This window comes from Spiroplasma endosymbiont of Nomada ruficornis, assembly GCF_964030795.1.
GTDB classification, from domain to species: Bacteria; Bacillota_I; Bacilli_A; order Mycoplasmatales; family VBWQ01; genus Spiroplasma_E; species Spiroplasma_E ixodetis_A.
In genome coordinates this window covers 422,194-447,919 of record NZ_OZ034962.1, presented here as the reverse complement: position 1 = coordinate 447,919, position 25,726 = coordinate 422,194, and the positions used below count along the sequence as shown (strand labels likewise).

29 protein-coding genes are annotated in these 25,726 nt (G+C 24.0%); 17 read left to right on the top strand and 12 right to left on the bottom strand.

The window, feature by feature from the left end; translation table 4 throughout:
- Nucleotides 1–14: 14 nt before the first annotated feature.
- Both AAHM79_RS02705 and AAHM79_RS02700 read right to left on the bottom strand, forming a co-directional pair.
- The gene (locus tag AAHM79_RS02705) at nucleotides 15–1,595 is read right to left on the bottom strand and encodes an AAA family ATPase (RefSeq protein ID WP_338957914.1); all 1,581 of its coding nucleotides are present in this window, start codon (nucleotides 1,593–1,595) and stop codon (nucleotides 15–17) included.
- Between the two features lie 23 nt (nucleotides 1,596–1,618).
- Entirely contained in the window at nucleotides 1,619–2,239 is a 621-nt protein-coding gene (locus AAHM79_RS02700; protein ID WP_342258062.1) for a hypothetical protein, read from the bottom strand.
- A 243-nt stretch (nucleotides 2,240–2,482) separates the two neighbouring features.
- Here AAHM79_RS02700 and AAHM79_RS02695 point away from each other — a divergent pair, with 243 nt between their 5' ends.
- Nucleotides 2,483–3,433 carry an IS30 family transposase gene (locus AAHM79_RS02695; protein WP_338979395.1) on the top strand — a complete coding sequence of 317 codons (951 nt, stop codon included), beginning with the start codon at nucleotides 2,483–2,485 and terminating at the stop codon, nucleotides 3,431–3,433.
- Between the two features lie 115 nt (nucleotides 3,434–3,548).
- On the opposite strand, the gene AAHM79_RS02690 is transcribed toward AAHM79_RS02695, so the two are convergent.
- From AAHM79_RS02690 to AAHM79_RS02660, 7 genes are all read right to left on the bottom strand, one after another.
- Nucleotides 3,549–4,010 (bottom strand): hypothetical protein, encoded by a 462-nt coding sequence (locus tag AAHM79_RS02690; RefSeq protein ID WP_338957920.1) that lies wholly within the window; start codon nucleotides 4,008–4,010, stop codon nucleotides 3,549–3,551.
- 234 nt (nucleotides 4,011–4,244) lie between these two features.
- Nucleotides 4,245–5,870, bottom strand: a complete 1,626-nt coding sequence (locus AAHM79_RS02685) for a hypothetical protein (RefSeq protein WP_342258061.1) — start codon at nucleotides 5,868–5,870, stop codon at nucleotides 4,245–4,247.
- Nucleotides 5,871–5,892: 22 nt separating this feature from the next.
- Nucleotides 5,893–6,504 (bottom strand): hypothetical protein, encoded by a 612-nt coding sequence (locus tag AAHM79_RS02680; RefSeq protein ID WP_338957994.1) that lies wholly within the window; start codon nucleotides 6,502–6,504, stop codon nucleotides 5,893–5,895.
- A 150-nt stretch (nucleotides 6,505–6,654) separates the two neighbouring features.
- Entirely contained in the window at nucleotides 6,655–7,605 is a 951-nt protein-coding gene (locus AAHM79_RS02675; protein WP_342257778.1) for an IS30 family transposase, read from the bottom strand.
- Nucleotides 7,606–7,797: 192 nt separating this feature from the next.
- Entirely contained in the window at nucleotides 7,798–8,352 is a 555-nt protein-coding gene (locus AAHM79_RS02670) for a 5-formyltetrahydrofolate cyclo-ligase (protein WP_256468307.1), read from the bottom strand.
- A complete protein-coding gene (sufU, locus tag AAHM79_RS02665) occupies nucleotides 8,342–8,800 on the bottom strand; it encodes a Fe-S cluster assembly sulfur transfer protein SufU (RefSeq protein WP_174481014.1) in 459 nt (152 codons plus the stop codon). The genes AAHM79_RS02670 and sufU overlap by 11 nt, the downstream gene beginning before the upstream one ends.
- A complete protein-coding gene (locus AAHM79_RS02660) occupies nucleotides 8,787–10,070 on the bottom strand; it encodes an aminotransferase class V-fold PLP-dependent enzyme (protein ID WP_338957699.1) in 1,284 nt (427 codons plus the stop codon). The genes sufU and AAHM79_RS02660 overlap by 14 nt, the downstream gene beginning before the upstream one ends.
- Before the next feature lie 257 nt (nucleotides 10,071–10,327).
- Between AAHM79_RS02660 and AAHM79_RS02655 the strand changes: the two genes are divergently transcribed.
- The 5 genes from AAHM79_RS02655 (at nucleotide 10,328) to AAHM79_RS02635 (ending at nucleotide 16,074) form a co-directional block, all read left to right on the top strand.
- Nucleotides 10,328–11,278, top strand: a complete 951-nt coding sequence (locus AAHM79_RS02655; protein WP_338979395.1) for an IS30 family transposase — start codon at nucleotides 10,328–10,330, stop codon at nucleotides 11,276–11,278.
- Between the two features lie 166 nt (nucleotides 11,279–11,444).
- Nucleotides 11,445–13,484 (top strand): hypothetical protein, encoded by a 2,040-nt coding sequence (locus tag AAHM79_RS02650; protein ID WP_342258060.1) that lies wholly within the window; start codon nucleotides 11,445–11,447, stop codon nucleotides 13,482–13,484.
- A 16-nt stretch (nucleotides 13,485–13,500) separates the two neighbouring features.
- The gene (locus tag AAHM79_RS02645; RefSeq protein ID WP_342258059.1) at nucleotides 13,501–15,216 is read left to right on the top strand and encodes a hypothetical protein; all 1,716 of its coding nucleotides are present in this window, start codon (nucleotides 13,501–13,503) and stop codon (nucleotides 15,214–15,216) included.
- A gap of 51 nt (nucleotides 15,217–15,267) precedes the next feature.
- Entirely contained in the window at nucleotides 15,268–15,687 is a 420-nt protein-coding gene (locus tag AAHM79_RS02640) for an HIT family protein (RefSeq protein WP_342258058.1), read from the top strand.
- Nucleotides 15,688–15,711: 24 nt separating this feature from the next.
- Nucleotides 15,712–16,074 (top strand): hypothetical protein, encoded by a 363-nt coding sequence (locus AAHM79_RS02635; protein ID WP_342258057.1) that lies wholly within the window; start codon nucleotides 15,712–15,714, stop codon nucleotides 16,072–16,074.
- 174 nt (nucleotides 16,075–16,248) lie between these two features.
- Here the strand turns inward: AAHM79_RS02635 and AAHM79_RS02630 are convergent, their stop codons facing one another.
- Nucleotides 16,249–17,199, bottom strand: a complete 951-nt coding sequence (locus tag AAHM79_RS02630) for an IS30 family transposase (protein ID WP_338979395.1) — start codon at nucleotides 17,197–17,199, stop codon at nucleotides 16,249–16,251.
- A 229-nt stretch (nucleotides 17,200–17,428) separates the two neighbouring features.
- Between AAHM79_RS02630 and AAHM79_RS02625 the strand changes: the two genes are divergently transcribed.
- From AAHM79_RS02625 to AAHM79_RS02580, 11 genes are all read left to right on the top strand, one after another.
- Nucleotides 17,429–18,628, top strand: coding sequence for a hypothetical protein (locus tag AAHM79_RS02625; protein WP_342258056.1), 1,200 nt, complete (start codon nucleotides 17,429–17,431; stop codon nucleotides 18,626–18,628).
- A gap of 108 nt (nucleotides 18,629–18,736) precedes the next feature.
- Entirely contained in the window at nucleotides 18,737–18,877 is a 141-nt protein-coding gene (locus AAHM79_RS02620; RefSeq protein WP_342258055.1) for a hypothetical protein, read from the top strand.
- Nucleotides 18,878–18,938: 61 nt separating this feature from the next.
- Complete coding sequence (locus AAHM79_RS02615; RefSeq protein WP_338957675.1) at nucleotides 18,939–19,103, top strand: hypothetical protein; 165 nt, start codon at nucleotides 18,939–18,941, stop codon at nucleotides 19,101–19,103.
- A 179-nt stretch (nucleotides 19,104–19,282) separates the two neighbouring features.
- Nucleotides 19,283–20,227: an IS30 family transposase gene (locus AAHM79_RS02610; protein ID WP_342258054.1), complete on the top strand. Its 945-nt coding sequence runs from the start codon at nucleotides 19,283–19,285 to the stop codon at nucleotides 20,225–20,227.
- 106 nt (nucleotides 20,228–20,333) lie between these two features.
- Nucleotides 20,334–20,624, top strand: coding sequence for a SemiSWEET family sugar transporter (locus AAHM79_RS02605; protein WP_342258053.1), 291 nt, complete (start codon nucleotides 20,334–20,336; stop codon nucleotides 20,622–20,624).
- Complete coding sequence (locus tag AAHM79_RS02600; RefSeq protein WP_281748102.1) at nucleotides 20,617–20,922, top strand: SemiSWEET family sugar transporter; 306 nt, start codon at nucleotides 20,617–20,619, stop codon at nucleotides 20,920–20,922. The genes AAHM79_RS02605 and AAHM79_RS02600 overlap by 8 nt, the downstream gene beginning before the upstream one ends.
- A gap of 42 nt (nucleotides 20,923–20,964) precedes the next feature.
- A complete protein-coding gene (plsY, locus tag AAHM79_RS02595) occupies nucleotides 20,965–21,678 on the top strand; it encodes a glycerol-3-phosphate 1-O-acyltransferase PlsY (RefSeq protein ID WP_342258052.1) in 714 nt (237 codons plus the stop codon).
- Between the two features lie 167 nt (nucleotides 21,679–21,845).
- Nucleotides 21,846–22,112, top strand: coding sequence for a 30S ribosomal protein S15 (gene rpsO / locus AAHM79_RS02590; RefSeq protein WP_252319942.1), 267 nt, complete (start codon nucleotides 21,846–21,848; stop codon nucleotides 22,110–22,112).
- Nucleotides 22,113–22,322: 210 nt separating this feature from the next.
- Nucleotides 22,323–22,475 (top strand): hypothetical protein, encoded by a 153-nt coding sequence (locus AAHM79_RS02585; protein ID WP_339039900.1) that lies wholly within the window; start codon nucleotides 22,323–22,325, stop codon nucleotides 22,473–22,475.
- A complete protein-coding gene (locus tag AAHM79_RS09630; protein WP_425289551.1) occupies nucleotides 22,463–22,693 on the top strand; it encodes an ankyrin repeat domain-containing protein in 231 nt (76 codons plus the stop codon). Before AAHM79_RS02585 ends, AAHM79_RS09630 begins: the two co-directional genes overlap by 13 nt.
- Entirely contained in the window at nucleotides 22,683–23,198 is a 516-nt protein-coding gene (locus AAHM79_RS02580) for an ankyrin repeat domain-containing protein (protein ID WP_342258051.1), read from the top strand. Before AAHM79_RS09630 ends, AAHM79_RS02580 begins: the two co-directional genes overlap by 11 nt.
- A gap of 128 nt (nucleotides 23,199–23,326) precedes the next feature.
- Here the strand turns inward: AAHM79_RS02580 and AAHM79_RS02575 are convergent, their stop codons facing one another.
- Together AAHM79_RS02575 and tkt are read right to left on the bottom strand one after the other, a co-directional pair.
- Nucleotides 23,327–23,563, bottom strand: a complete 237-nt coding sequence (locus tag AAHM79_RS02575) for a YneF family protein (protein ID WP_252319938.1) — start codon at nucleotides 23,561–23,563, stop codon at nucleotides 23,327–23,329.
- 13 nt (nucleotides 23,564–23,576) lie between these two features.
- Nucleotides 23,577–25,583, bottom strand: a complete 2,007-nt coding sequence (gene tkt, locus AAHM79_RS02570) for a transketolase (protein ID WP_338957682.1) — start codon at nucleotides 25,581–25,583, stop codon at nucleotides 23,577–23,579.
- Nucleotides 25,584–25,726: the final 143 nt, after the last annotated feature.

The window sequence follows — 25,726 nt, the reverse complement described above, 5'->3', positions numbered from 1 at the left end:
AATAATCACCTATCTTAATTAATATCAGAATTATTATTATTAGTATCATTAACATTTGAAATAGTTATTGGTGAATCTTCAGTTAGTGATTCTGATGAAAGAGTCGTTTCGGTTTCTGCTTCTGGTATTTGTGAAATTTTATCAAAAAATGCCATTTCTAATAGTGATTTAAATTGTTCATCAAAAAATATAGAATCGGTTTTACTTAAACGATGATATTCTTGTTCAAAATGTACTTTTAATTCATTAATTTGTTGCTTTAAATCTTTCATTTGACTATTAATATTTCCAAATTGTGATTTACTATCAGTATTAGTTAATTCAACTTGAATTATAGAATTATTTGTAATATTTATTAATTCACTAGAATTCTTTAATTGCAACTCAAACTTCTGATTACCTTCCATTTTACTTAAACTTTTACCATAAAATAATTGAATATTATGACTCTTTTTATTACGTCGTAATAATAACTGAAAATCCTTTCTACTAATAAAACAAATTGGAAACTCATCACTATGTCATAATAAACGATAATATATGCCTTTAATTTGTTCAGAAAATGGATTGGAGTAAATAGATGGTTGATTTTGACTATCTTTAATGTTTTCGGCATTATTACTTAATGTTTCCAACTCACTTTCCAGTTCAATCTGATTTTGTTTCAATGTGTAAGTTAAATCTTCACAATATGCTTCATTGAAAAGTTTTGTATACTCTTTTTCTTGATCTTCATTATCTCAAATACAGTAAGGAATAATCAATAAATCAGGCTTATCAGTAGTTGTTCTACCGTTATAATAAGCTGAAGCTTTTATTAATTTAGCAATTTTTTTTCATCTTCGATCAGAAATGTAAGCTTTACCATTAGTTGCTTCTGTTAAAATTTTACGAAAACGAGAAATAAAATTTAATGTTTCTTTGCTTAAAGTAACAGTAGTTTCCAATTCTTTTAATCACTTTTCATATTCAGAAGTTTTAATTTGTAATTCAAGTGGAACTTTTACTTCTAAACTAGTAATACTTTCTAACATATCATTAAAATTTTCTTCATTAGTTAAACCATAAACTATCATTCTAATAATAAAACGATCAAATAAAGCTTCTAAACCTTTACCACTTTCTGGTAACTCATTGGAAGCTGAAATTAATAGTTTTAATGGTACTTTGATATCAACACCACCATTACGAAAGATTTTTTCATTAATAATAGTTAGTAATGTATTTTGAATTGAAGGGCCTGCTTTTCAAATTTCATCCAAAAAAGCAATATCAACAGCAGGCAAATATTGATCAATAATTCTTACATAGTTACCTTTTAATAAATCTTTGATTGAGATTGGTCCAAAAATTTCTTCTGGAGTAGAAAAACGATTCATTAAATATTCAAAATTTCGCCCATCATGGAGCGCATATTTAATTCGTCGTGAAATTAATGATTTAGCAATTCCTGGTAATCCTAATAAAAATATTGATTCTCCTGATAATAACGCCAAAATAGCAAGTTTAAAAACAGTTTCTTTTTCATAAACATCAGCGCTAATTACTTTAATTAATTGTTCAATTCGCTTAGAAAGTAAACTATCTGTACTCATTTATATTCTCCTTTACTTATTATTTATTCGACACTTAATTCTCTTCTTACATCATCACTTTTAACAATTAATAAACAAGCAGCAATTAATCATAAAACAGTTATTAGTAAAACAATAATCATAAATATTGGAACTTCTGCAGAAACAGTTTCATTTACTAATCCATTAACCACTAACAAAATTGTACAAAATACTTCTAAAACTATAAAATAAGCAATTGCTAAAATAATATAAACAATTGATCATCCAAACATAGCACTAGCAGTGCGACCAATCGCTACTGGTAAATAAAATATAAAATTAAATCCCAGAGTTATAATTAAAAATATATAAATTATATAAGTTGGGTTCATGTTACTACCTTTATTACTCAAAATTTGATTAACCAAATTGTTAGCTAAAAAATAAGAAAAAATTAAATGAAAACAAGAAACTGTAAGTAACAAAATACGAGCAATATTTTCCATTTTTGAACTTCAATACATTCTTTTAAATTTAATACTATCACTTAATAACGGATTATAAGTAGTAAAACGTTGTTCTTCAATATCTTTAAATGATGGATTATCATTATTTGGTTTGATAATACTATTATCAACATTTGACAATGGAGTATTTTTTAAGTCATCTTTTTTTTCTTTCATATATCTAACACCCCTTATTTTTTATTTATATTATAACTTATTTTAGGTATTAAAACTTAATAATAGTATCTGATATAAATCAAAATTATAAGTGTTCAATTTTACAAAATTATCAAATTTAAATTTATTTTTTTAAAATGCTGAATTATACTTGTAAGTGCAAGTAAATAAAATTGCAAAAAATTCTCATATAAAAATTTCATAATGCTAAATTTAGTTTAGAAAAAAGTAAGGAGTTTTTATATGAGTTATAAACATCTTGGCATAGATGAAAGGATTTATATTGAGAATCAATTGAAATTTAAATTTAAAATTAGTGAAATAGCTAAAAATCTTAATCGAAGTATTAGTACTATTATTCGAGAAATTAATAGAAATAAAGATAATAATCATTATTTTTCATTAATTGCACAAAATAAAGCTGAAAATCGAAAACAATCACATATTAGTTTTCATAAGTTTAAAAATAAGAATTTAGTAAAATATGTACAACAAAAATTACTATTAGGTTGATCACCTGAACAAATTTATGGCAGAATTAAAAATTTTCATAAAGAGTGAGTTATTAGTTTTAAAACAATTTATACTTGAATTTATTTTGGAATGCTTGATAAAGTTACTAGTAAAAATTTAAGAAGAAAAGGTAAAAAACGAAAATCTAAAGAAAATCGTGGCAAGTTTAATGGTAAATCAATTAAAGAACGAGATATAAATGTTAATGATCGTATAACACTTGGTCATTGAGAAGGAGATACTATAGTATCATCACGAGGTAAAAGCAAATCATGTTTAATAACTTTAGTTGAAAGAGTATCACGATTTACTTTAGCAATATTAGTTAAAAACAGAACTACTAAAGTTATTAATAAAAATGTCAGTTATTATTTATCAATTCTTCCTAAAAACATTGTTAAAACTATTACTTTTGATCGTGGCAAAGAATTTTCAAATTGACAACAACTTGAAAAAAATTTAGATGTAAAAATTTATTTTGCCAATCCATATTCACCTTGACAAAGAGGTACTAATGAAAATACTAATGGTTTAATTAGAGAAAAATTTCCTAAAAAATTTATTTTTTCAAAAACTAATAAAAATGAAGTTCATAAATTTATATTGTCTTTAAATCAAAGACCGAGAAAAATACTAAATTATCTTTCACCAATCGAATATTTGGATAGAAAAATAATTTAGTTGCACTTACCTTTACAATTTAGCAATAAATAAGAAATTATAAATCATTATATAAAATAAAACATTTTGTTGATTCACTAAAAATAATACTTAATATATTTTAAAAACAAAATACCTAATGAACATAATAACTGTTAATTATTTCACATTTTTGGATTGCATCTCAAAAATTATTATTTTTTATTTTTACTTTTAAACCAATAATTAAAAAAGTTAATGCAATAGTAAAAAATCCAAAAATTGGAGTTAAAATTATACAAAAAATAACTCCAATTTGTAATTGAACTCAATCATAATAACCATCATAATTATGAACTACTGATGAACATATATTTTCTGCAGAATGATTTAAAATATAATTTACACTCATATAATTTAATAAACTAAATCCATTTGTTATTTCTATTGTTATTTCTATAATAAGTCTTTTTTCTTTATATAATTTAAGATGTTCAAAAAAACTTTTATTAAAATTAGAAAAACCAATTAACATTAAACCAATTACCATAATTAAAATAGTTAAAATAAATAAAAATAAGGTTACTAATTTTAATTTTTTATATTTTTGCAATATCATTTATAATTTTCCTTTCAAAATAAAAACCCATTTGCTTTTATCTCAACAAACAATGGGTTAAAAACTACTATATTATTTATATTTTTTATACACAAGAATAATAACAAATTTATATTAATTTTACAATTAATAACCTATATAATTAAAAATATTTTATATAAGTAGTATGAATATTAAATTATAGTTATCAAAATTTAACCCATTTTCATAAAATCAATACTTATTTTTAAGTATTTAAATTCACTTTACTTTAAAAGTAAAATTAAAACTATGGGGCTTGGGAACATAGTCACTGCTTATCAAATCTTTTCCAATATGAAATCTAATTTTTTTAATATCATTAGTCTTAATAATATCAGTTGCCTTTAATGATAAATTATTACCATCAATATCTAAAAAAGTAAAAGCACTTAACTCATTAATTTGCACCTTTAAAGCTTTAACAAAATATCCTTTAAAAATAGCAAGTGATTTAATAACAAAATTTCAATTAATATTTGGATCAACCGTCGAATCAGGATAATCTAATAAGAAAAAAGTAGAATTATTTTTTGCAAATTGATACATTTCTTGTCAATATTTATTTTCTAAAAAAGTTTCTAAATCACCAATATTAATATAATCATTAACATTAATATTTTCAATACTATTATTTATTGAATTTGAAAAGCCAAAATAATAACTCAATTCCTTATATTTAAAATGATTACCACTATTATCACTAGTCAATAATACATGTGGAGGACTATATTTTATTAATGATTCATCACTATCTACTGCTTCTTGTACCATACTAAAAGGAACAAAATCAATAGGATTAACTTTAAGATAATCAATAACCTCTTCAATACTTGTTGGTTTTAAATCAATGAAATCATAAACAACATTTGGATTAGAAACATATGTTATATAAAAAGGTTTTAATGGAAAATTTGAAGAATATGAATAAAGATTAACATATTCTTTGGAACTATTCACAGCATTACCAACATAATTTAATTCGGGATTATGAACTAGTTCGAAATATGGTTTAATAGTAGCTACATCATTAAAATCAATATCTGCTAAAGGAATTGTTGATATTATTGGATAAAGATGAGTATCACTAGCAAATTCTTCTTTATAATCATTAATAAATTTATTAATTTCATCTTCGATTGTTTTATAAATAACAGTATTATCAATTTTATCCGCATAATAAAAATTAGTTGGTAAATAACCATGTGTTCATTGTTCTTGCAAATAATCACTACCATTTGGAAATTTTCCTGAAACATGTTTACTAAATTTTCCTTCAAATTGATTAAACATCATAAATTTTTCATAAAATTTAGCAGTATTTTTAATTAATGCAATTACTGGTATTTTAAATTCAATAAATGAAGATTGTAACTTTAATTTTAAATCAAATTTAGTAACACCATCAGTTTTAATTAAACTCTTATCTAATTCATCATTACTATTGGGTTTATAAAAAGTGAAATCATAATTAGTAATATTAGTTGGAAAAAAACTATCTCATCAAGATTCTTTTATTAATAAATCAAAAACTTGTTTTTTTGATTCTTCTTCAAAAAATGGCAAACGTAAATTTTTATTACTACTATCAATTGGAACATCATTCATATCAACAATAATTGATTCTTCTGGAATATTTTGTTTAAAATCACCAATATTAAAAGCACTCTGCATAGCAAGAGCAATAAAAAAAGTGCTAATTGCTAAACAAATTATCATAATTAAAGAAATAGTTATTGTCAGAAAAGTTTTTTTTACTTTTACTGGTTCTACTTTACCAGTAACGTATTTAGTAATATTATTTAGTTTTCTTCAATCATCATTATCTTTCTTTTTAGCCATATATTATTCACCTAAATTTCCATTATCTAAAACTTAATTCATACATTTTAATAATACTTTTAATTAAATATTTTTTATTTTCAATAGTATTTAATCATCAATGCAAAATAGCAATTCATCATAATAAGAGTGCTATAACCGCGAAAATCAATACTGTGATTCGATAAGGACTGTCACTATAAGAAAACATAAAAAAACTAATACCAATAATTATTAAATTAACAATAGAACCAAATATTAAAAAAAATAAACAACTTAAACCAATACCTCTAATAGTTTTAGATAAAAAAACGGGTAAAATCATAATTAAAATTATAAAAGCAAATAAAACAGTAACTAACATTGCTACTACTTTTAATATTGCACTTTGAAAAACTGGCGCTGATGGTATACCAGGAAGATTAGCAACCAATTGACCAAAACCAATGCCATTAAAAAAAATCAAACCAATTCAAAAAATTTGAATAGTTAAAATAAATATTCGCGAAAAACCATCACCAAGACTAGTAAAGTAAACTCTTGTTAAATTTAAATCTAATAATGAAGGTAAAGGAGTTTCCTTTAATTTCTTTAACTCTTTTTGACCAATAAGATTACTTGTAGTTAAAAATTGTTTATCTAATGATTTATCCATATCTTTCACCCATCCTATAAAATAATTATAATGCATTTTATTTAAAAACTATATAGTTAACTTATATCCGAATTTTAAATATATAAAATAATCAAATTATTATTTTAAAATAAATACAAACATAATGCTAAATTGTAAAGGTAAGTGCAACTAAATTATTTTTCTATCCAAATATTCGATTGGTGAAAGATAATTTAGTATTTTTCTCGGTCTTTGATTTAAAGACAATATAAATTTATGAACTTCATTTTTATTAGTTTTTGAAAAAATAAATTTTTTAGGAAATTTTTCTCTAATTAAACCATTAGTATTTTCATTAGTACCTCTTTGTCAAGGTGAATATGGATTTGCAAAATAAATTTTTACATCTAAATTTTTTTCAAGTTGTTGTCAATTTGAAAATTCTTTGCCACGATCAAAAGTAATAGTTTTAACAATGTTTTTAGGAAGAATTGATAAATAATAACTGACATTTTTATTAATAACTTTAGTAGTTCTGTTTTTAACTAATATTGCTAAAGTAAATCGTGATACTCTTTCAACTAAAGTTATTAAACATGATTTGCTTTTACCTCGTGATGATACTATAGTATCTCCTTCTCAATGACCAAGTGTTATACGATCATTAACATTTATATCTCGTTCTTTAATTGATTTACCATTAAACTTGCCACGATTTTCTTTAGATTTTCGTTTTTTACCTTTTCTTCTTAAATTTTTACTAGTAACTTTATCAAGCATTCCAAAATAAATTCAAGTATAAATTGTTTTAAAACTAATAACTCACTCTTTATGAAAATTTTTAATTCTGCCATAAATTTGTTCAGGTGATCAACCTAATAGTAATTTTTGTTGTACATATTTTACTAAATTCTTATTTTTAAACTTATGAAAACTAATATGTGATTGTTTTCGATTTTCAGCTTTATTTTGTGCAATTAATGAAAAATAATGATTATTATCTTTATTTCTATTAATTTCTCGAATAATAGTACTAATACTTCGATTAAGATTTTTAGCTATTTCACTAATTTTAAATTTCAATTTCAATTGATTCTCAATATAAATCCTTTCATCTATGCCAAGATGTTTATAACTCATATAAAAACTCCTTACTTTTTTCTAAACTAAATTTAGCATTATGAAATTTTTATATGAGAATTTTTTGCAATTTTATTGACTTGCACTTACAAGTATAATTCAGCATATACAATAAAAATAAAAAAAGATAATTTGATTAATTAAACTATCTTTTATTTATTGATTAGTGTATTTAATTTTTAGATTAAAATATTAATTAGTAAAAATATAGTCTAATGGTATATCTCAATTATCGTGATTAATTATATAAGGAATTTTTTGAATAGCAAAACCAAGTCCTATTTTACTAAAGTTAAATTTATTTTTAGATAAATAACGATCGTAAAAACCTTTACCATAACCAATACGATAATAATCTTTATCAAAGGCAATCAATGGTACTAACATACAATCAATTTGACTTCCTATAACTTTTTGGCAATTTAAACTTGGTTGTCCAATTTTAAAATCATTATCAAATACGATATCGTTTCAACTATTAATAAAGTAAAATTCCAAATGCTCACCATTCATTCTTGGTAAACAAACTTGTTTTAGATTTTTTCATAATAATTCAATAATTTCTTTAGTTTCTACTTCATATGGTAAGGAATTATAAAGAGCAAATACATTATTTTGTTTAAAATAATGTGATTCATTAAATTTATTGAAAATAATTTTATTTCACTTTTGATAATTATTTTTAGAAACATTTTTTAATTTTTTTAAATAAATGGTTCTTAAACTAATTTTATCCTTAATTTCCATTTCCATTTTTTTCACATTCTTTCTCAATTATTTTATTAATACCATTAATACCAATAAGGGCACATTTAATTCGATTACGTTGTCTTGGTACATTTTTAAAAGCAATCATATTTTCAATTATTTTATCATTAAATTGCTTTTCTGATAACATTGCTTGATAATTAATAATAATTTCTTTTATTTGTGATATTGTTTTACCTTCAATTAAAATACAAAAAAGATCGGTTGCTGCAGTTGAAATAGCACACCCAATTCCAGTAAAGCGTGCGCTATTAATAACTTTATTTTTAATAGAAATTTCAACATGAAAATTATCAACACATGATTCATTGTTTTGATGATATGTCAAACTATTTGGTAAATTTTTAAAACCTTTATTTTTTGGATTACTATAGTGTTCAACAATTAGTTTGCGATAATAGTCTTGATTGTTATTAAAAGAATTCATTTAAAAAATCTCCTCCTTCATTAATCCCTTTTTTTAAAGCTATTACTAATAAGTCAATATCTTTTTTGCAATTGTATATGTAAAAACTAAGACGAATTGTTACTTCAGCGTTAATTATATTAGGTAATAATTTAGCACAATAAGTTCCACTGCGTACGCATATATTTTGTGTTCCTAAAAAATTAGCAACATCTTGTGCAAATACTTTTTTAATATTAAATATTATGTTACTACTATTGCCATCAATATTATAAATTTCAATGTTATTTCCTAACTGCGCTGTTAATTGTTCAATTGCGTATTTTTTTAGTAAAATTTCATGATTTCTAATATTTTCAATACCAATGTTTAATAAATACTTAATAGCTGCACCTAGCCCAAATACACCCGCAATATTTTGTGTTCCACCCTCAAAACGATAAGGACTATCTAATAAGTTAAATTTACCATTTTCATAAATATCACCATTCATGCCTCCACCCAATATTAGTGGATCTAGCATATTTAATCATTCGTTTTTTCCTCAAAAGACACCGATTCCAGTTGGACCAAAAACTTTATGACCAGAAAATCCAAAAAAATCAATATTTCAATTTTTAACATCGGTTTTTATATGTCCTATTGATTGTGCACCATCTATTATTACTAAAATATTTTTAAAAATTCAATTATCACTTTTAACATTTTTTTTACCATATTCTTTAATAAAATTAGTTAATGTTTCAGTATCATTTTTTATTGCTAAAGAATTATTAATATTTGCAAAAGCAACTATTCTAGTTTTAGGTGTTAAAACTTTTTTTAAATTTTCAACAGTAATGACTCCTTGTTTATTTGTTTCAATAAATTTTATTTTAATTTTTTTAGTTTGTATCAAACGATAAAATGGTAAGAGTAATGAGCTATGTTCTAAAGTGGTTAATAAAATTTCATCATTTTCTTGTAAATATTTTTCTAAGCCAAAAGCAATTTGATTATAAGCAAAAGTTGCTGAAGGACAAAAAACTATTTCGTTTTCGTTACTATTAATAAATTTACTAATTGTTTTTCTAGTATCTTCAAATATATCATTTCCCTTAACAGCAAGTTGATAATCTTGACTATGTGGATTAATACAATATTTTTCATAATAATCCCTAACAGCATCAATAACTATTTGTGGTTTTAGTGAAGAAGCCGCTGTATCTAAATAAACTAAATCAGGATTATTTTTAAAAAAGGGAAAATCAGTTTTAAAGGTATTATCATTAATGTTTATTTTTTTATTCATATTTACTCCTATATCATTACACCAAATATAATATACTTATACTAATGATTATACACTTAATTTTGTGCTAATTTTCTTAAAATTAAAAAATGAATAAAATATTATTTGTGCACTATAAAGTAATAATATTTAAAAAAATTAATATTTTAAATTGCTGAATTATACTTGTAAGTGCAAGTAAATAAAATTGCAAAAAATTCTCATATAAAAATTTCATAATGCTAAATTTAGTTTAGAAAAAAGTAAGGAGTTTTTATATGAGTTATAAACATCTTGGCATAGATGAAAGGATTTATATTGAGAATCAATTGAAATTTAAATTTAAAATTAGTGAAATAGCTAAAAATCTTAATCGAAGTATTAGTACTATTATTCGAGAAATTAATAGAAATAAAGATAATAATCATTATTTTTCATTAATTGCACAAAATAAAGCTGAAAATCGAAAACAATCACATATTAGTTTTCATAAGTTTAAAAATAAGAATTTAGTAAAATATGTACAACAAAAATTACTATTAGGTTGATCACCTGAACAAATTTATGGCAGAATTAAAAATTTTCATAAAGAGTGAGTGATTAGTTTTAAAACAATTTATACTTGAATTTATTTTGGAATGCTTGATAAAGTTACTAGTAAAAATTTAAGAAGAAAAGGTAAAAAACGAAAATCTAAAGAAAATCGTGGCAAGTTTAATGGTAAATCAATTAAAGAACGAGATATAAATGTTAATGATCGTATAACACTTGGTCATTGAGAAGGAGATACTATAGTATCATCACGAGGTAAAAGCAAATCATGTTTAATAACTTTAGTTGAAAGAGTATCACGATTTACTTTAGCAATATTAGTTAAAAACAGAACTACTAAAGTTATTAATAAAAATGTCAGTTATTATTTATCAATTCTTCCTAAAAACATTGTTAAAACTATTACTTTTGATCGTGGCAAAGAATTTTCAAATTGACAACAACTTGAAAAAAATTTAGATGTAAAAATTTATTTTGCCAATCCATATTCACCTTGACAAAGAGGTACTAATGAAAATACTAATGGTTTAATTAGAGAAAAATTTCCTAAAAAATTTATTTTTTCAAAAACTAATAAAAATGAAGTTCATAAATTTATATTGTCTTTAAATCAAAGACCGAGAAAAATACTAAATTATCTTTCACCAATCGAATATTTGGATAGAAAAATAATTTAGTTGCACTTACCTTTACAATTTAGCAATAATTGGTAATTAGTTATTTCATTTTAAAATTAATTAGAAAAAACTATCCCTTAAATATAAATTTTATGTTAAGATATCTTAGTAAAATAAATTAAAAAATCTTTTTTTGCTATAGATTTAATTAAAAGGAGTGAATAAAGTGCGCAATATTCTTGCCTTAGTTGCAGCTTTCACGTTATCATCAACATCAACTATGTCTATTATAGCTTGTAATAATTCAAATGAAAGAGGCACAACTAATGTTTTCGACTGAAATAGTGCTTTTATAGATACAAGTACTACGACTGACACCTTTTTTAATTACTTATTAAATAATCCCAATAGTGGATGAGGTAAAACATTATATACTGATATTAATCAATATATTAATCTTTCAATTTTAAAAAATACTCCAGAATATAAAGATGATTATCTTGCTGCTTTGACAGCAGCTCAATCTGAGATGGAAAATAAAATAAAATCATTACAAGCAAAATATGGTCGTTCATGAGAAAAACAATGAAAGAAAGTATTGGGCGATGATGATGTTAATACTTACATTGATAATATTTTAAAAAAGAGTGCTTTAGGTATTATTCAACGTAGTTATGTTACTAGTAATTATAAGGATTATAAATACTACAATCAAAATGAAATTAATATTTGATTAAAGGATTTATGAGAACAAGTAAAGAGTGAAAACAATCCAAATGGTACTTATGATAGTGTACAAAAATACATTAATGGTAAAACAAGTATTACTGATGCTGGTAAATATTCTAGCAAAATTTGAGTTGTTGCTAATGCCAATAGTTTAAATCCTGATCTTACTGATTTTAAACAATTAGATGATGCTGTTAAAGCTGCTAAAACATGAACTGGTGTTAATATTAGTTTCCCTGTTGTAAAAACTAGTGATGATAAGAATGATAGTAATTATGAAACAGATTCATACAATACTATTGATGGCTTATTAAGTGATAATCAATCTAAAATAGCTAAAGTAATGTTAAGAAATCAAGAATTAATTTGAACTCGTCAAATTGTTATTCCTTTTGATTCTACTGCTAAACCTTTACAAGAAAAGATTAGTGCTTCTCAGTTTTCTCAAAATAAAACTAAAATTAATGAAATTTTAAAGAATATTAGAACTAATGGTTTTGATCAAACATTCACTGAAGAAAAAGGGGCCGCTACTACTGATGTTAGTAAAACTGGTGATTTAGGATTAATGGATATTACTAAATCTTCACAAGAGAATAGTCCTTTTTATTATTACTTATATCGTTATGTAACTAGTGCTGAAGGTGTTGGTAAAAATGTTGATGGTATTCAACCATATAAATTAACACAATTTACTTCACCAACTGACAAGGAAAAGGGTTTAGATGACTTAATTCCTTATATAGACCGTGATAGTATTAAAGATAAAGGTAAAGATGGTACTAGCCAATATAATGATTTAGTTTATATGAAAGATATAAAAGGACCACAACTTCCTGATGCTGCAGTTAATAATGGACCTGGAGTTGGCATTTTTATTGATACTGGTGGTATTCATTTTATTCAAACGCCAGGTATCACATATCAACAGCAAGACAAACCTAAAAGCGATGAATCAACTTATAATATAATTAAAACATTTAAAAATCATAGAAAAGATACTTATCAGTGAAAAGACTTAGCACCGTTATCTGAGCGTCCAGGTGGATTATCTGATTCTCCTTATCTTGATTATTTACAAACTGGTTTTTTACTACAAAAATATACTCCAAATACAACTCTTACTTTTAATTTAAATGATGCATTAACAGCCTTTACTGGAGGTACTGGTAGCCTTGGTGATGCAACTTGATGAGATTATAATTTATACTTTAATAATAACTCGAGTTTAATTCATTGAAATTTACAGGATATATTTGGTTCAAGTCCTCTTGATCCAACTGATACGAAAATTAATAGCTTTGTTGAAAAAATGAAAAGTTGATTTGATAAAACTAAAGAAAATCGTTGAAACAATAGACAAGGTATTAATATTAATGCAACATTTAAGGACAATATTATAAAAACTAATAATACATGAGATGGCTTTACACAAGATGCACCAGTTGCTCGTATGGATACTAATATTGCTAATTATCTAGATGTTGTTGGGAAACGAACATTATGATGATATGATCCAAGTATCATTAGTTCTTAGACGGGAGGTATTAAAAATGAAAAAGATAAAAAAGATTTTACCATTATTAACTTCAGTTACTCTTTTATCTGGCCCTGTATTATTATTAGTTGCTTGTGATAATGAACGTGATATGAGTAATTTACCTAGTGGTAAAATTCCTGATGATTATAAAAATCGTGTATTATTTAATTTTTTAGGAGTAAATTTTAATGAAACGATTTCTGCTCAGTTTAAGAATACTTATTCACAAGGTCTTGATTTTATTTTAAAAGATGTTGAAGGAACAATTGCTCAGCAAAAATTTTATGAATTTTTTCATAAGAAACTTCATTATAGTGAAGACACAAAAAATGCAGATGGTACTACTGCAATAATGGGAGAAGCCAATAAAGCTTTTATAAAACTTAAAGATGATTTAGGATTAAGTTTATTAACTCAAAAGTACTTAAGTGGTATTAATACAGCTAATTCACTAGATAAAGTATCAGCAGCAGATAATAATGAGTTATTATTTCAAAATCAAAGTTGACATCAGGATGGTACAAGTAAATTTAATTATCAAAATGTAGATTTTTATAAAGAAAAAAATAAAGATACTGGTAAAGTTAATGATCCTGATCAAATATTTACTCCTGATAGTTTATATAAAGATTATGGTGATAAAGATGCTGCTTTTGATGAACAATTAGCTGCCATTGCTAAACATCCAGATGACAATTATAGTAATGAAATTGGTAAATTATTACCAAATGATGCTAAAAAATGAAATAGTAGTGCTGGTATTAATAAAACACAAAAAAGTCTTTCTGGTACTGATATTCCAACTTATTCAAAATATTTAAAACGTTTCCAATGATGATTACGTTTTCGTTATCAACAATATTATCAATATGAAATTTTACCAGCATTAAATCAAACTTTATTTACAATGTCTTATATTTTAGACAATATTGTTGATATTAAAGATAATGAAGCAGGTAAACCTATAATTTCAACCCAAACAAATAACCTTTACATAAGTCAATTACAAGATACTACTGGTTGACAAAAGAGTAACTATAATGTAAATTGAAACTTTACTACTGATTTAGCAAATGCGCAAAGCATTGATAAAAAATGAAATAGTAGTCCTTCTGAACCTCCAAAGTGAGAGTCAATTGTTAAAGATGATGATTCAGGAAAAGGAAAAACTTTAAATTCTGATTTTTTTACTCAATTAACAAGCGGTAATGCCTCAACTATTAGTGAAATTGATCCTAATTTTGGTGCTAATGGTTTCTTAAGTACTGCAACTAATAATCAATTGGCTGCAGGTTGAGTATCTAATGGTGGATTACATTACACTACGAATAATAATATTGCTACATTTACTTACTCTGCTCCTATTTATTTCCTAAACCTTCTACAAAATTTAGATTTTAGTTTTTTAAGTAATAAAAACGAAGGCTGAGTTCCAGAAATTAGTAATTTAATTCATTCATGAAACATTAGTGGTAATGCTAGTCTTAAGACAGATTTCTCTAAGTATATAAGAGCTGATGGTAAGGAAAGCACTATTACCCAAGAAACAAAGTGAAATATATTTTGACAAATGTTATATTCTATATCTGCTAGTGATTCTGCAACTAAAGATTCACCAGCAGCTGAAAACTTTAAAATCGCTGCCCAAAATTTATTTCCAACATATATTCCAAAAAATAATATATATGAAGAAGAGTTTTGAAATAAGGTAAAAGAGTTTTATCCATAATAATACTTAATATTTTAAGTTATACTTATAAAGTAAGTTGAGGTGAAATATATGACAAATAAAGCATGCATTTTTTGTACAATTATTAAAGATACAAATAACTTAATTTTTGAAGATACAAATACAGCAGCATTCATGGATATCAATCCCGTAACTAAAGGACACATTCTAGTAATTCCAAAGCAACATTTTGAAACTTTTATTGATACTACACCTAAAATAGTGACCGATGTTAGTATCACAACTCATAAAATTGCTAATTTGTTGATAAAAACTATTCCCGAAATTAAAGGATTTAATATTTTAACTAATAATGGTAGCGAAGCATTTCAAGAAGTATTTCATTATCATGTTCATATTATTCCAAAATATATTCGTGAAAAAGGGTTTTTAATTAATAGGACAAAAGAAAATGTTACAATTGATGATATTAATAATCTTCAAAAAATACTAAAATCACAATTAATGTAAAACAAATATTTAAGGAGGAAAAAAATGAAAAGTCTTAAGTTATTAACTTTACCTAAAATATTAATGCTAATTGGTGCTGTATGAATTATTGTTTTTAGTTTATTGTATGCAGCGGGAGTTATAACTTATAGTTTCTATGGCTGAAATGAAAATGGAGCTACATTAGTTATAATAGGTATTATTTATATTCTAATACCATTTTCAGTTAAACCCGGATTATGATCAAGACTATGAGCACTATTTATATCATTTCTTTCAGTTATAATAGTTATTGGTTTATTTGTTGGCAAAGATGTAGATTATAAGTCAACATGAACTTATATTAATGCTTTACCACATATTATCATGGCGTTTGGCTCTATTTTATTAATATTTAATAGTAAATAAGTCATAAAATAATTATTAATAACTTAAAATATTGGATAATATATTGTCCAATATTTTTTTTATAATTTTGGTTGAAAATAGTATTAAATCAATTTTTAATAAATAATTAATAATATTTTTAGAGTTTATTTTCAACATAAATAATAAGAAGCTGAATTATACTTGTAAGTGCAACTAAATTATTTTTCTATCCAAATATTCGATTGGTGAAAGATAATTTAGTATTTTTCTCGGTCTTTGATTTAAAGACAATATAAATTTATGAACTTCATTTTTATTAGTTTTTGAAAAAATAAATTTTTTAGGAAATTTTTCTCTAATTAAACCATTAGTATTTTCATTAGTACCTCTTTGTCAAGGTGAATATGGATTGGCAAAATAAATTTTTACATCTAAATTTTTTTCAAGTTGTTGTCAATTTGAAAATTCTTTGCCACGATCAAAAGTAATAGTTTTAACAATGTTTTTAGGAAGAATTGATAAATAATAACTGACATTTTTATTAATAACTTTAGTAGTTCTGTTTTTAACTAATATTGCTAAAGTAAATCGTGATACTCTTTCAACTAAAGTTATTAAACATGATTTGCTTTTACCTCGTGATGATACTATAGTATCTCCTTCTCAATGACCAAGTGTTATACGATCATTAACATTTATATCTCGTTCTTTAATTGATTTACCATTAAACTTGCCACGATTTTCTTTAGATTTTCGTTTTTTACCTTTTCTTCTTAAATTTTTACTAGTAACTTTATCAAGCATTCCAAAATAAATTCAAGTATAAATTGTTTTAAAACTAATCACTCACTCTTTATGAAAATTTTTAATTCTGCCATAAATTTGTTCAGGTGATCAACCTAATAGTAATTTTTGTTGTACATATTTTACTAAATTCTTATTTTTAAACTTATGAAAACTAATATGTGATTGTTTTCGATTTTCAGCTTTATTTTGTGCAATTAATGAAAAATAATGATTATTATCTTTATTTCTATTAATTTCTCGAATAATAGTACTAATACTTCGATTAAGATTTTTAGCTATTTCACTAATTTTAAATTTAAATTTCAATTGATTCTCAATATAAATCCTTTCATCTATGCCAAGATGTTTATAACTCATATAAAAACTCCTTACTTTTTTCTAAACTAAATTTAGCATTATGAAATTTTTATATGAGAATTTTTTGCAATTTTATTTACTTGCAATTACAAGTATAATTCAGCATAATAAATTTTTAAATTTAATCTAACAATTAGTAAATTTTACCAATTAATAAGTGAATTTTTAATTAGTGCTATAATTTAAGTAAGCGATTTTAAAAAATATTTTTTTTGGGGGGGAATAAATTTTGGAAGGACAAAAAATTCAATTTAAAAAATTACGACCGCATAATTTTTTGGGAGGGCAATATTTTGTTTTATTATTTTTTTGAATAATATTTATTACATTACTAATTACTGCATTAGTCTTATTTTTAAATGAAAGAACAAGAATTGATAAAGAAAATAATGTTAAAGAACTACTAGAACAAATTGCTAATGCAAAACAAGAAAGTGACAAAACTCCTTTCTATAAAAAATTAATGGATATTTATTATCCATTAATTTATTTTTCATTAATGTCATTTATTTTTACTAAACATGATGATTCACCAATAAGTGACTGAGGAAGCGCATGAACACAACGTTTAAATAGCATTAATACTGCTTATTCATATATCTTTATTACAATTTTAATCGCTTTAATCGCTTTACTTTTTTATATTATTATCATTATTAAACTTTATCGTCGTCGAGCATTTCAAAGAAAATATAGTTTAACAACTCAATTTGCAAATGATTATCCAATTTATGATATTAAAATGTATCTAGGTTTTACAGTTAATTTAGCTATTGTTTTTAGTTTTTTCAATTTTCTAACAACTATCATTGTATTAATTTATGGTATTATCTTGGTATTAACTTCTTATTTCTTTTGATATATTTTAAAAATTAAAACAGAAATATTAATTATGCATAAATGATGAAAAACACCAAACTTTGCTTTATTTTTATCTGTTATTTTATTTCAAAATGGTTATACTTTATTAAAATCAATATTTGCTCAAAAGTTTAATGTTAACTTAGACTTAATTTTATCAATTATTTTATCAATTGGAACAATTACCATCTTCATTACCTTATTAATCAAAAATATGCTTAATTCACAAGTTACAGCAGTAAAAAATGCTATTAAAACAATTGCTGCTAAAATTAGTGCTTTTCAAATTTTCTATTATACACAAAAAGAAAAATCTTTAGAAGACTACATGTTTGTTAGTCAATTGCCAACACTTGTTCGTATACCATTACAAAATAATAGCATTAATACCAAACAAGCAGTAACGCTAATGGCAACTATTGATGAAACAATAATATTTTTAAAAAAAAACTTTCATAAACCAAAAGAATTAAACTATATGCTTTTTCACTTATTTAATAGAATAACTGATATTGAAGAAATTGAAGAAATCAAAAATAATATTCTTAAAATAGAAAAAAATAATTAATCAAAATTTAACAAAAAAAGTTTTAAAAATAGTTAATACCATATAAAATAATAAAATTTGTTATAATTGAGTAGAGTAATTATGATATGAGGAAAGGAAGTTATATACATGTGACCATTTAAAAAAAAGTATAAAACTGGAGAAGCAAAAGATCAAAAAAAATGTGATGGTTGTGGGAAAATGAAAAATTCATCTGAATGTACTAAAGCAGCAGATGGTAAATGTTTGTGTAAAGATTGTGCTAAATAAATATATTAAATAAGTGTGTCATTAACACACTTATTTAATATATTTAGAAAGGAAGGATATAATGAAATGATTCAATAAAAAAAACAAAAAAACTGATGATGAATCTTTAACAAAAACTGTAAAATGTTTTGATTGCGGAATGATGTTTGAACCTTTTGACATTCTTGATATAAAAGAAGGAAAATCTTTATGTAAAAAATGTTTCATTAAAGAAGAAGAAAAATAAATTAATGATGTGTTTAGCAAAACACATTTTTTATTATTTGCTGAATTATACTTGTAAGTGCAAGTAAATAAAATTGCTGAATTATACTTGTAAGTGCAAGTAAATAAAATTGCAAAAAATTCTCATATAAAAATTTCATAATGCTAAATTTAGTTTAGAAAAAAGTAAGGAGTTTTTATATGAGTTATAAACATCTTGGCATAGATGAAAGGATTTATATTGAGAATCAATTTAAATTTAAAATTAGTGAAATAGCTAAAAATCTTAATCGAAGTATTAGTACTATTATTCGAGAAATTAATAGAAATAAAGATAATAATCATTATTTTTCATTAATTGCACAAAATAAAGCTGAAAATCGAAAACAATCACATATTAGTTTTCATAAGTTTAAAAATAAGAATTTAGTAAAATATGTACAACAAAAATTACTATTAGGTTGGTCACCTGAACAAATTTATGGCAGAATTAAAAATTTTCATAAAGAGTGAGTTATTAGTTTTAAAACAATTTATACTTGAATTTATTTTGGAATGCTTGATAAAGTTACTAGTAAAAATTTAAGAAGAAAAGGTAAAAAACGAAAATCTAAAGAAAATCGTGGCAAGTTTAATGGTAAATCAATTAAAGAACGAGATATAAATGTTAATGATCGTATAACACTTGGTCATTGAGAAGGAGATACTATAGTATCATCACGAGGTAAAAGCAAATCATGTTTAATAACTTTAGTTGAAAGAGTATCACGATTTACTTTAGCAATATTAGTTAAAAACAGAACTACTAAAGTTATTAATAAAAATGTCAGTTATTATTTATCAATTCTTCCTAAAAACATTGTTAAAACTATTACTTTTGATCGTGGCAAAGAATTTTCAAATTGACAACAACTTGAAAAAAATTTAGATGTAAAAATTTATTTTGCCAATCCATATTCACCTTGACAAAGAGGTACTAATGAAAATACTAATGGTTTAATTAGAGAAAAATTTCCTAAAAAATTTATTTTTTCAAAAACTAATAAAAATGAAGTTCATAAATTTATATTGTCTTTAAATCAAAGACCGAGAAAAATATTAAATTATCTTTCACCAATCGAATATTTGGATAGAAAAATAATTTAGTTGCACTTACCTTTACAATTTAGCATTTAAAATAAAATAAATAACTATTTTCACAATATTTTATTATAATTATTATGATAAATTAAATTAATTAAAAGGAGAAAAAATGAACATTTTTATAGAAATATTGGGGTATCTTGCAGCCATTTGTATTCCTTTGACATTCTTACCACAAACTATTAAACTAATTAAAACAAGAAATACTTCAGGTCTTTCTATTTTTTCATATAGTATCTATCAACTGGGGGGTCTTACTTTTTTAATATTTGGCATACTTCGTAATGATATTCCCATGATTACTTGTCAAACTATTACTGCTACACTAAATTTCATAATAATTGGGATTATTGTTAACAATTTAATTAAACAAAAAAATAAGGAGGAAAAAAATGTCTAATATTGCAATTGATATTATTGGATATATAGGTGCCTTTTTTATTTCAGTTGCCTTTTTACCACAAACTATTAAACTAATTAAAACTAAAAACACAAAAGGTTTATCGTTAATTTCTTATAGCATATATCAAATAGGCTTAACTTCATTCATAATTTATGCTAGTTTAATTAAAAACATTCCCTTACTAGCAGCAAATGCCTTTGGTACAGTTATTAATATCATATTATTAACATTAATAATTTATAATTTATATTATAATAATAAAGATAAAAAGAACAATTTAACTTCCAAAAAATAAAATTTTTATTAACATAATACTTGCACAAGAATGGAGAAAAAAATGGCACATATTAATCTATTAGGAACTTTTATTTTTATTATCATTGGTTATTTAATTGGCTCAATCTCACCTTCAATTATTATTAGTAAATTAAAATTTAAAACCGATGTTAGAGATTATTACTCTAAAAATGCTGGTGCTACTAATTCAACACGAGTTATGGGTGGTAAATGGGGAGCTATTATTTTAATTATTGATGGTTTTAAGCCCGCTATTCCTATTTTAATTGCATACGGTTTAACCTTTATTGATATTACTAATCCTAATTATGAAACAATGTTTAAACAAGCATATATTTATCCAACTGGTCTTGCTGCAATTATTGGTCACTGTTGACCACTATTTTATGGTTTTCGTGGTGGTAAAGGAGCTGCATCTTCATTAGGAGTACTATTAATGATTAATCCTATTTATTGCGTTATCACAATTGCTAGTTGATGATTTATTTTATATTTAAGTAGAATGTCATCTTTATCTTCAATGTTAATGATGATACTTGCTTTTATCTTATCATGAATACCGAATATACCACTGCATTCTTTTCTTTCCCAACAAGACACTCAATACTATATTGTTAATATAACTATGGCTCTAATTTGAATATTAATTATTATGCGTCATTGAAATAATTGTAAAAGAATTCTTAATCATACTGAACGTAAAGTGACTATTTTTGATAAAAAAAATAAAAAAGCAAATGAAGAAAAAAAATAAAAAATCATCTCTTTATACAAACTCAATAAAAATATTTTTTAAAAAAATACTTGTTTTATGTTTAAAATTAATGTACTATTATAACCATGTTGACTTAACATTGTTAATATTCTCTCCGATATTAGCTTTGCTTAAGCCGAATTATATTTAAAGGAGAGTTGTCAAATATGGAACAAATTAAACAAGATGAATTGATTAAAAAATTTCGCTTAAATGCCAAGGATACTGGTTCTTCTGCAGTTCAAATTATTAACTTAACAAAAAGAATTTTAGAATTAACAGCCCATCTACAAGTACAAAAAAAAGATATTACTGCAAAACGAAGTTTGTTAAAAATGGTAGCAAGCAGAAAACGTTTCTTAAAATACTTTAAAAAACAAGATGTTGCTACATACAATAAATTATTAACAGCACTATCACTAAAAGATAACTAATATTAAATCAGTATTTACTTATTAATACTGATTTTTTTATATACATCTAAATAATATTAAACATAGAAATAGATTTACAAATGATTTAAACAATAATAAAATTAATACTAAAAGTGTTATAATATAGTTATTAATTATTATATGTTTCTAACCCATTTATTTTTTACTAAAATAAATGGGTTTTTTATTTCAAAAAGGAGGAACAAAATAATGAATGATAAAGATATTAATGGTGAAAAAATAATATCAGTTATTTTAAATTCTGTCACTTCATATCAAAATATTACATATTTTAATTATTGGGATTATATAATTAAAGAAGAAAAAATTAGTTCTGAAATAAAAAAAAGATCAATAATTTAATAGAAAAAAATACTAATATAAATTATACAAAAGAAAATGGTGATAGTCATTTAATAATAGCAAGTCACTATTATCAACTTATAGATTCCATTAAAATTTTAATAGAAAATGGCGCTAATATCAACCATGCAAACCAAAATGGTGATACAGCACTAATAATATCTACTAAAAAAGGTTATTTAAGTATAATTAATGTTTTAATAGAAAATGGGCGCTAATATCAACTATGCAAACCAAAATGGTGATACAGCCTTGCATTTAGCTGCTAAAAATGGACTAGCACAAATAGTTAATACTTTACTAATAAATAATGCAAATATTCATTTCATAAATCAAAATTGTGATACGGCTTTGACAATCATTATTAATAATAGTTTATTTTATGATAAAAACATAAAAAATATATTAGAAAACATATTTTATCAAGAATATGAAGAATATATTACAAATAAGGCAAAAGTAGAAATTATTAAATACAGACCAGAATTTTCAAATAACTCATTATTTCATGATATTAAAGATAATATATTAATACATTTAAATACAAATAATTCAGTAAAAAATATAAAAGAAAATTTAATATTAATTGGATTAAAAATTGATAAGAAAAGGATTTTAAAAATTGAACAAAAAATAAAGAAAATATTTAAATGTAACATTAATAAATTAAATATTAATCAAGAAAAAGAAAAAAATGACAGAAAAAAATTAAACAAGAATTAAAAGAAGAAAATTATCCACAAAATAAGCCATCAACAAGTGGATATATAAAACATTAAATTTATCAAAATATAATGAATAAAAATAGTTACCATTATGGTAACTATTTTACAATTTATATTTAATAAAAATTATCGTTTTTTAGTAGTACTTTGTTGACGTTTCATTGCTTGCATTACTGATTTAATTTGAGATTCAGTAGGTTTACGCCCCATTTGTAAATACATTGCACGAATCATATTTTCATTAATAGGAGGATTTTTCTGTAATTGTTTTTCGAAAATCTTCTTAGTAACAATAAAACCAACTAATCCACCAATTAACGCACTAGCAATGCCAATGATTAATACTGCTCACCAAACCATCATTATTAATTTCTCCTTACTTACTGTTTAAAAACTTATTAATTTTATCACACACTTGATTTGATGTAAAGCCATATTTTTCTAGTACTACCTTATCAGGAGCAGAAATACCAAAAGTACTTACGCCAATAACAAAGCCATTACCTGCAACATATTTATATCAACTATCTTTAGAACCCATTTCAATAGCAACTTTTATAATATCATTAGGTAAAATTCTATTTTGATATGTTTTATCTTGTTTATCAAAAATAAAAGTAGAAGGCATTGAAACTACACGAACATTAAGTTTTTGATCGTTTCATAGTTGTTCTTGACTAGCAATAGCTAATGAAACTTCACTACCGGTAGCAATAATAATTAAATCTAAAGCTTTACTACTATTCTCTTTACTAATAATATAAGCACCTTTTTGAACTGCCTCAATATTACTATTTGCAAGTTGTGGTAAATTTTGTCTAGTAATAATAATAGCACTAGGGTTAGTTTTACTAGATAATGCCATTAAATATGCACCAATTGTTTCTTTTGTATCAGCAGGGCGAATTACATTAAAATTAGGAATAGTTCTTAACATTGTTAGTTGTTCAACTGGTTCATGGGTAGGACCATCTTCGCCAACTGCGATACTATCATGACTAAAAATAAACAAAGATGGAATTGACATTAAAGCTGCTAATCGTAATGCAGGCTTTAGATAATCACTAAACACAAGAAAAGTAGAACCAAAAGGAATTGTGCCTTGATGTGACGTCATACCGTTAACAATAGCACCCATTGCAAATTCTCTTACTCCATAATGAATATGTCTTCCTGAATGGTCAAGAGGTAGAAAGTCTTTGTCTGTTACTAATGCTTTAGTTGAGCCAGCTAAATCAGCACTACCACCAATTAATGTTGGACAATGAGCTGATAAAAGTTTTAAAATATTACCAGAGTCTACTCTTGTTGCTTGTGGATTTACCCCAATAATTGAAGTTCAATCAATTTTATTTAATTGATAATCTTCATTAAAAATTTCATTTTTCAATGCTGATTTAATTTCTTTATACAAATTTGGATATAATTTTGCATATTTTTCAACTTTTTGATTTCAAACTAATTCTATTTTAGAACCATGATTAAGTGCTGTTTGTGTGAAGTAAGTACTTACTTCTTTTGGAACAGTAAATTCAGGATATTCTCAGTTTAAATTTTTAGCAACTGTTTTAATATCTTCCATTAAAGGAGAGCCATGAACACTCGGTGTTCCTTGTTTACTAGCCCCATAACCAATTATAGTTTTAATTTCAATTAAAGTTGGTTTATCACTAACTTTTGCCTTTTTAATAGCTTCAGAAATAAGTTTATCATCTTCACCATCTTCAACTTTTAAATAATTTCACTCTAATGCTTGAAGACGCATTTTTAAATTTTCTGAATATACTAATTTAACAGATGAATCTAATTGAACATCATTTGAATCATATAAAATAATTAGTTTATTTAATTTAAAATGTCCAGCAAAACTAAGTGCTTCTTGTGCAATACCTTCTTGTAAATCACCATCACCACAAATTGCATATGTATAATGATCAATAATATTAAGATCTTTTTGATTATATTTAGCACTAAGAAAACTCTCAGTAAGCGCCATTCCAACAGCATTAGCGATACCCTGACCTAATGGTCCAGTAGCCGTCTCTACTCCATAGTCTAAATGATATTCGGGATGACCAGGTGTATTACTATTTAATTGACGGAATTGTTTTATATCATTGATTGTATATTTATAACCAGCATGATGTAATATTGAATATAATAAAGCACTACCATGACCTGCTGATAAAACAAATCGATCACGATTAAATCATTTTGGATTTTTTGGATTAAAAGATAAATGATTTTTGAATAAAGAAAAAGTCATTGGTGAAGCACCTAAAACAATACCAGGATGGCCACTTTTAGCAGCATTAACTGCTTGTACTCCTAACATACGAATTGAATTAATAGTTAATTTATCTAAATTAATTTTATTTTCCATAATTTCTCCTTAAATTTTTAATAGTTATTATTTAATATAATATTAACAATATTCTTAATAAAATAGGTAATTTTTTAAGCTGAATTATACTTGTAAGTGCAAGTAAATAAAATTGCAAAAAATTCTCATATAAAAATTTCATA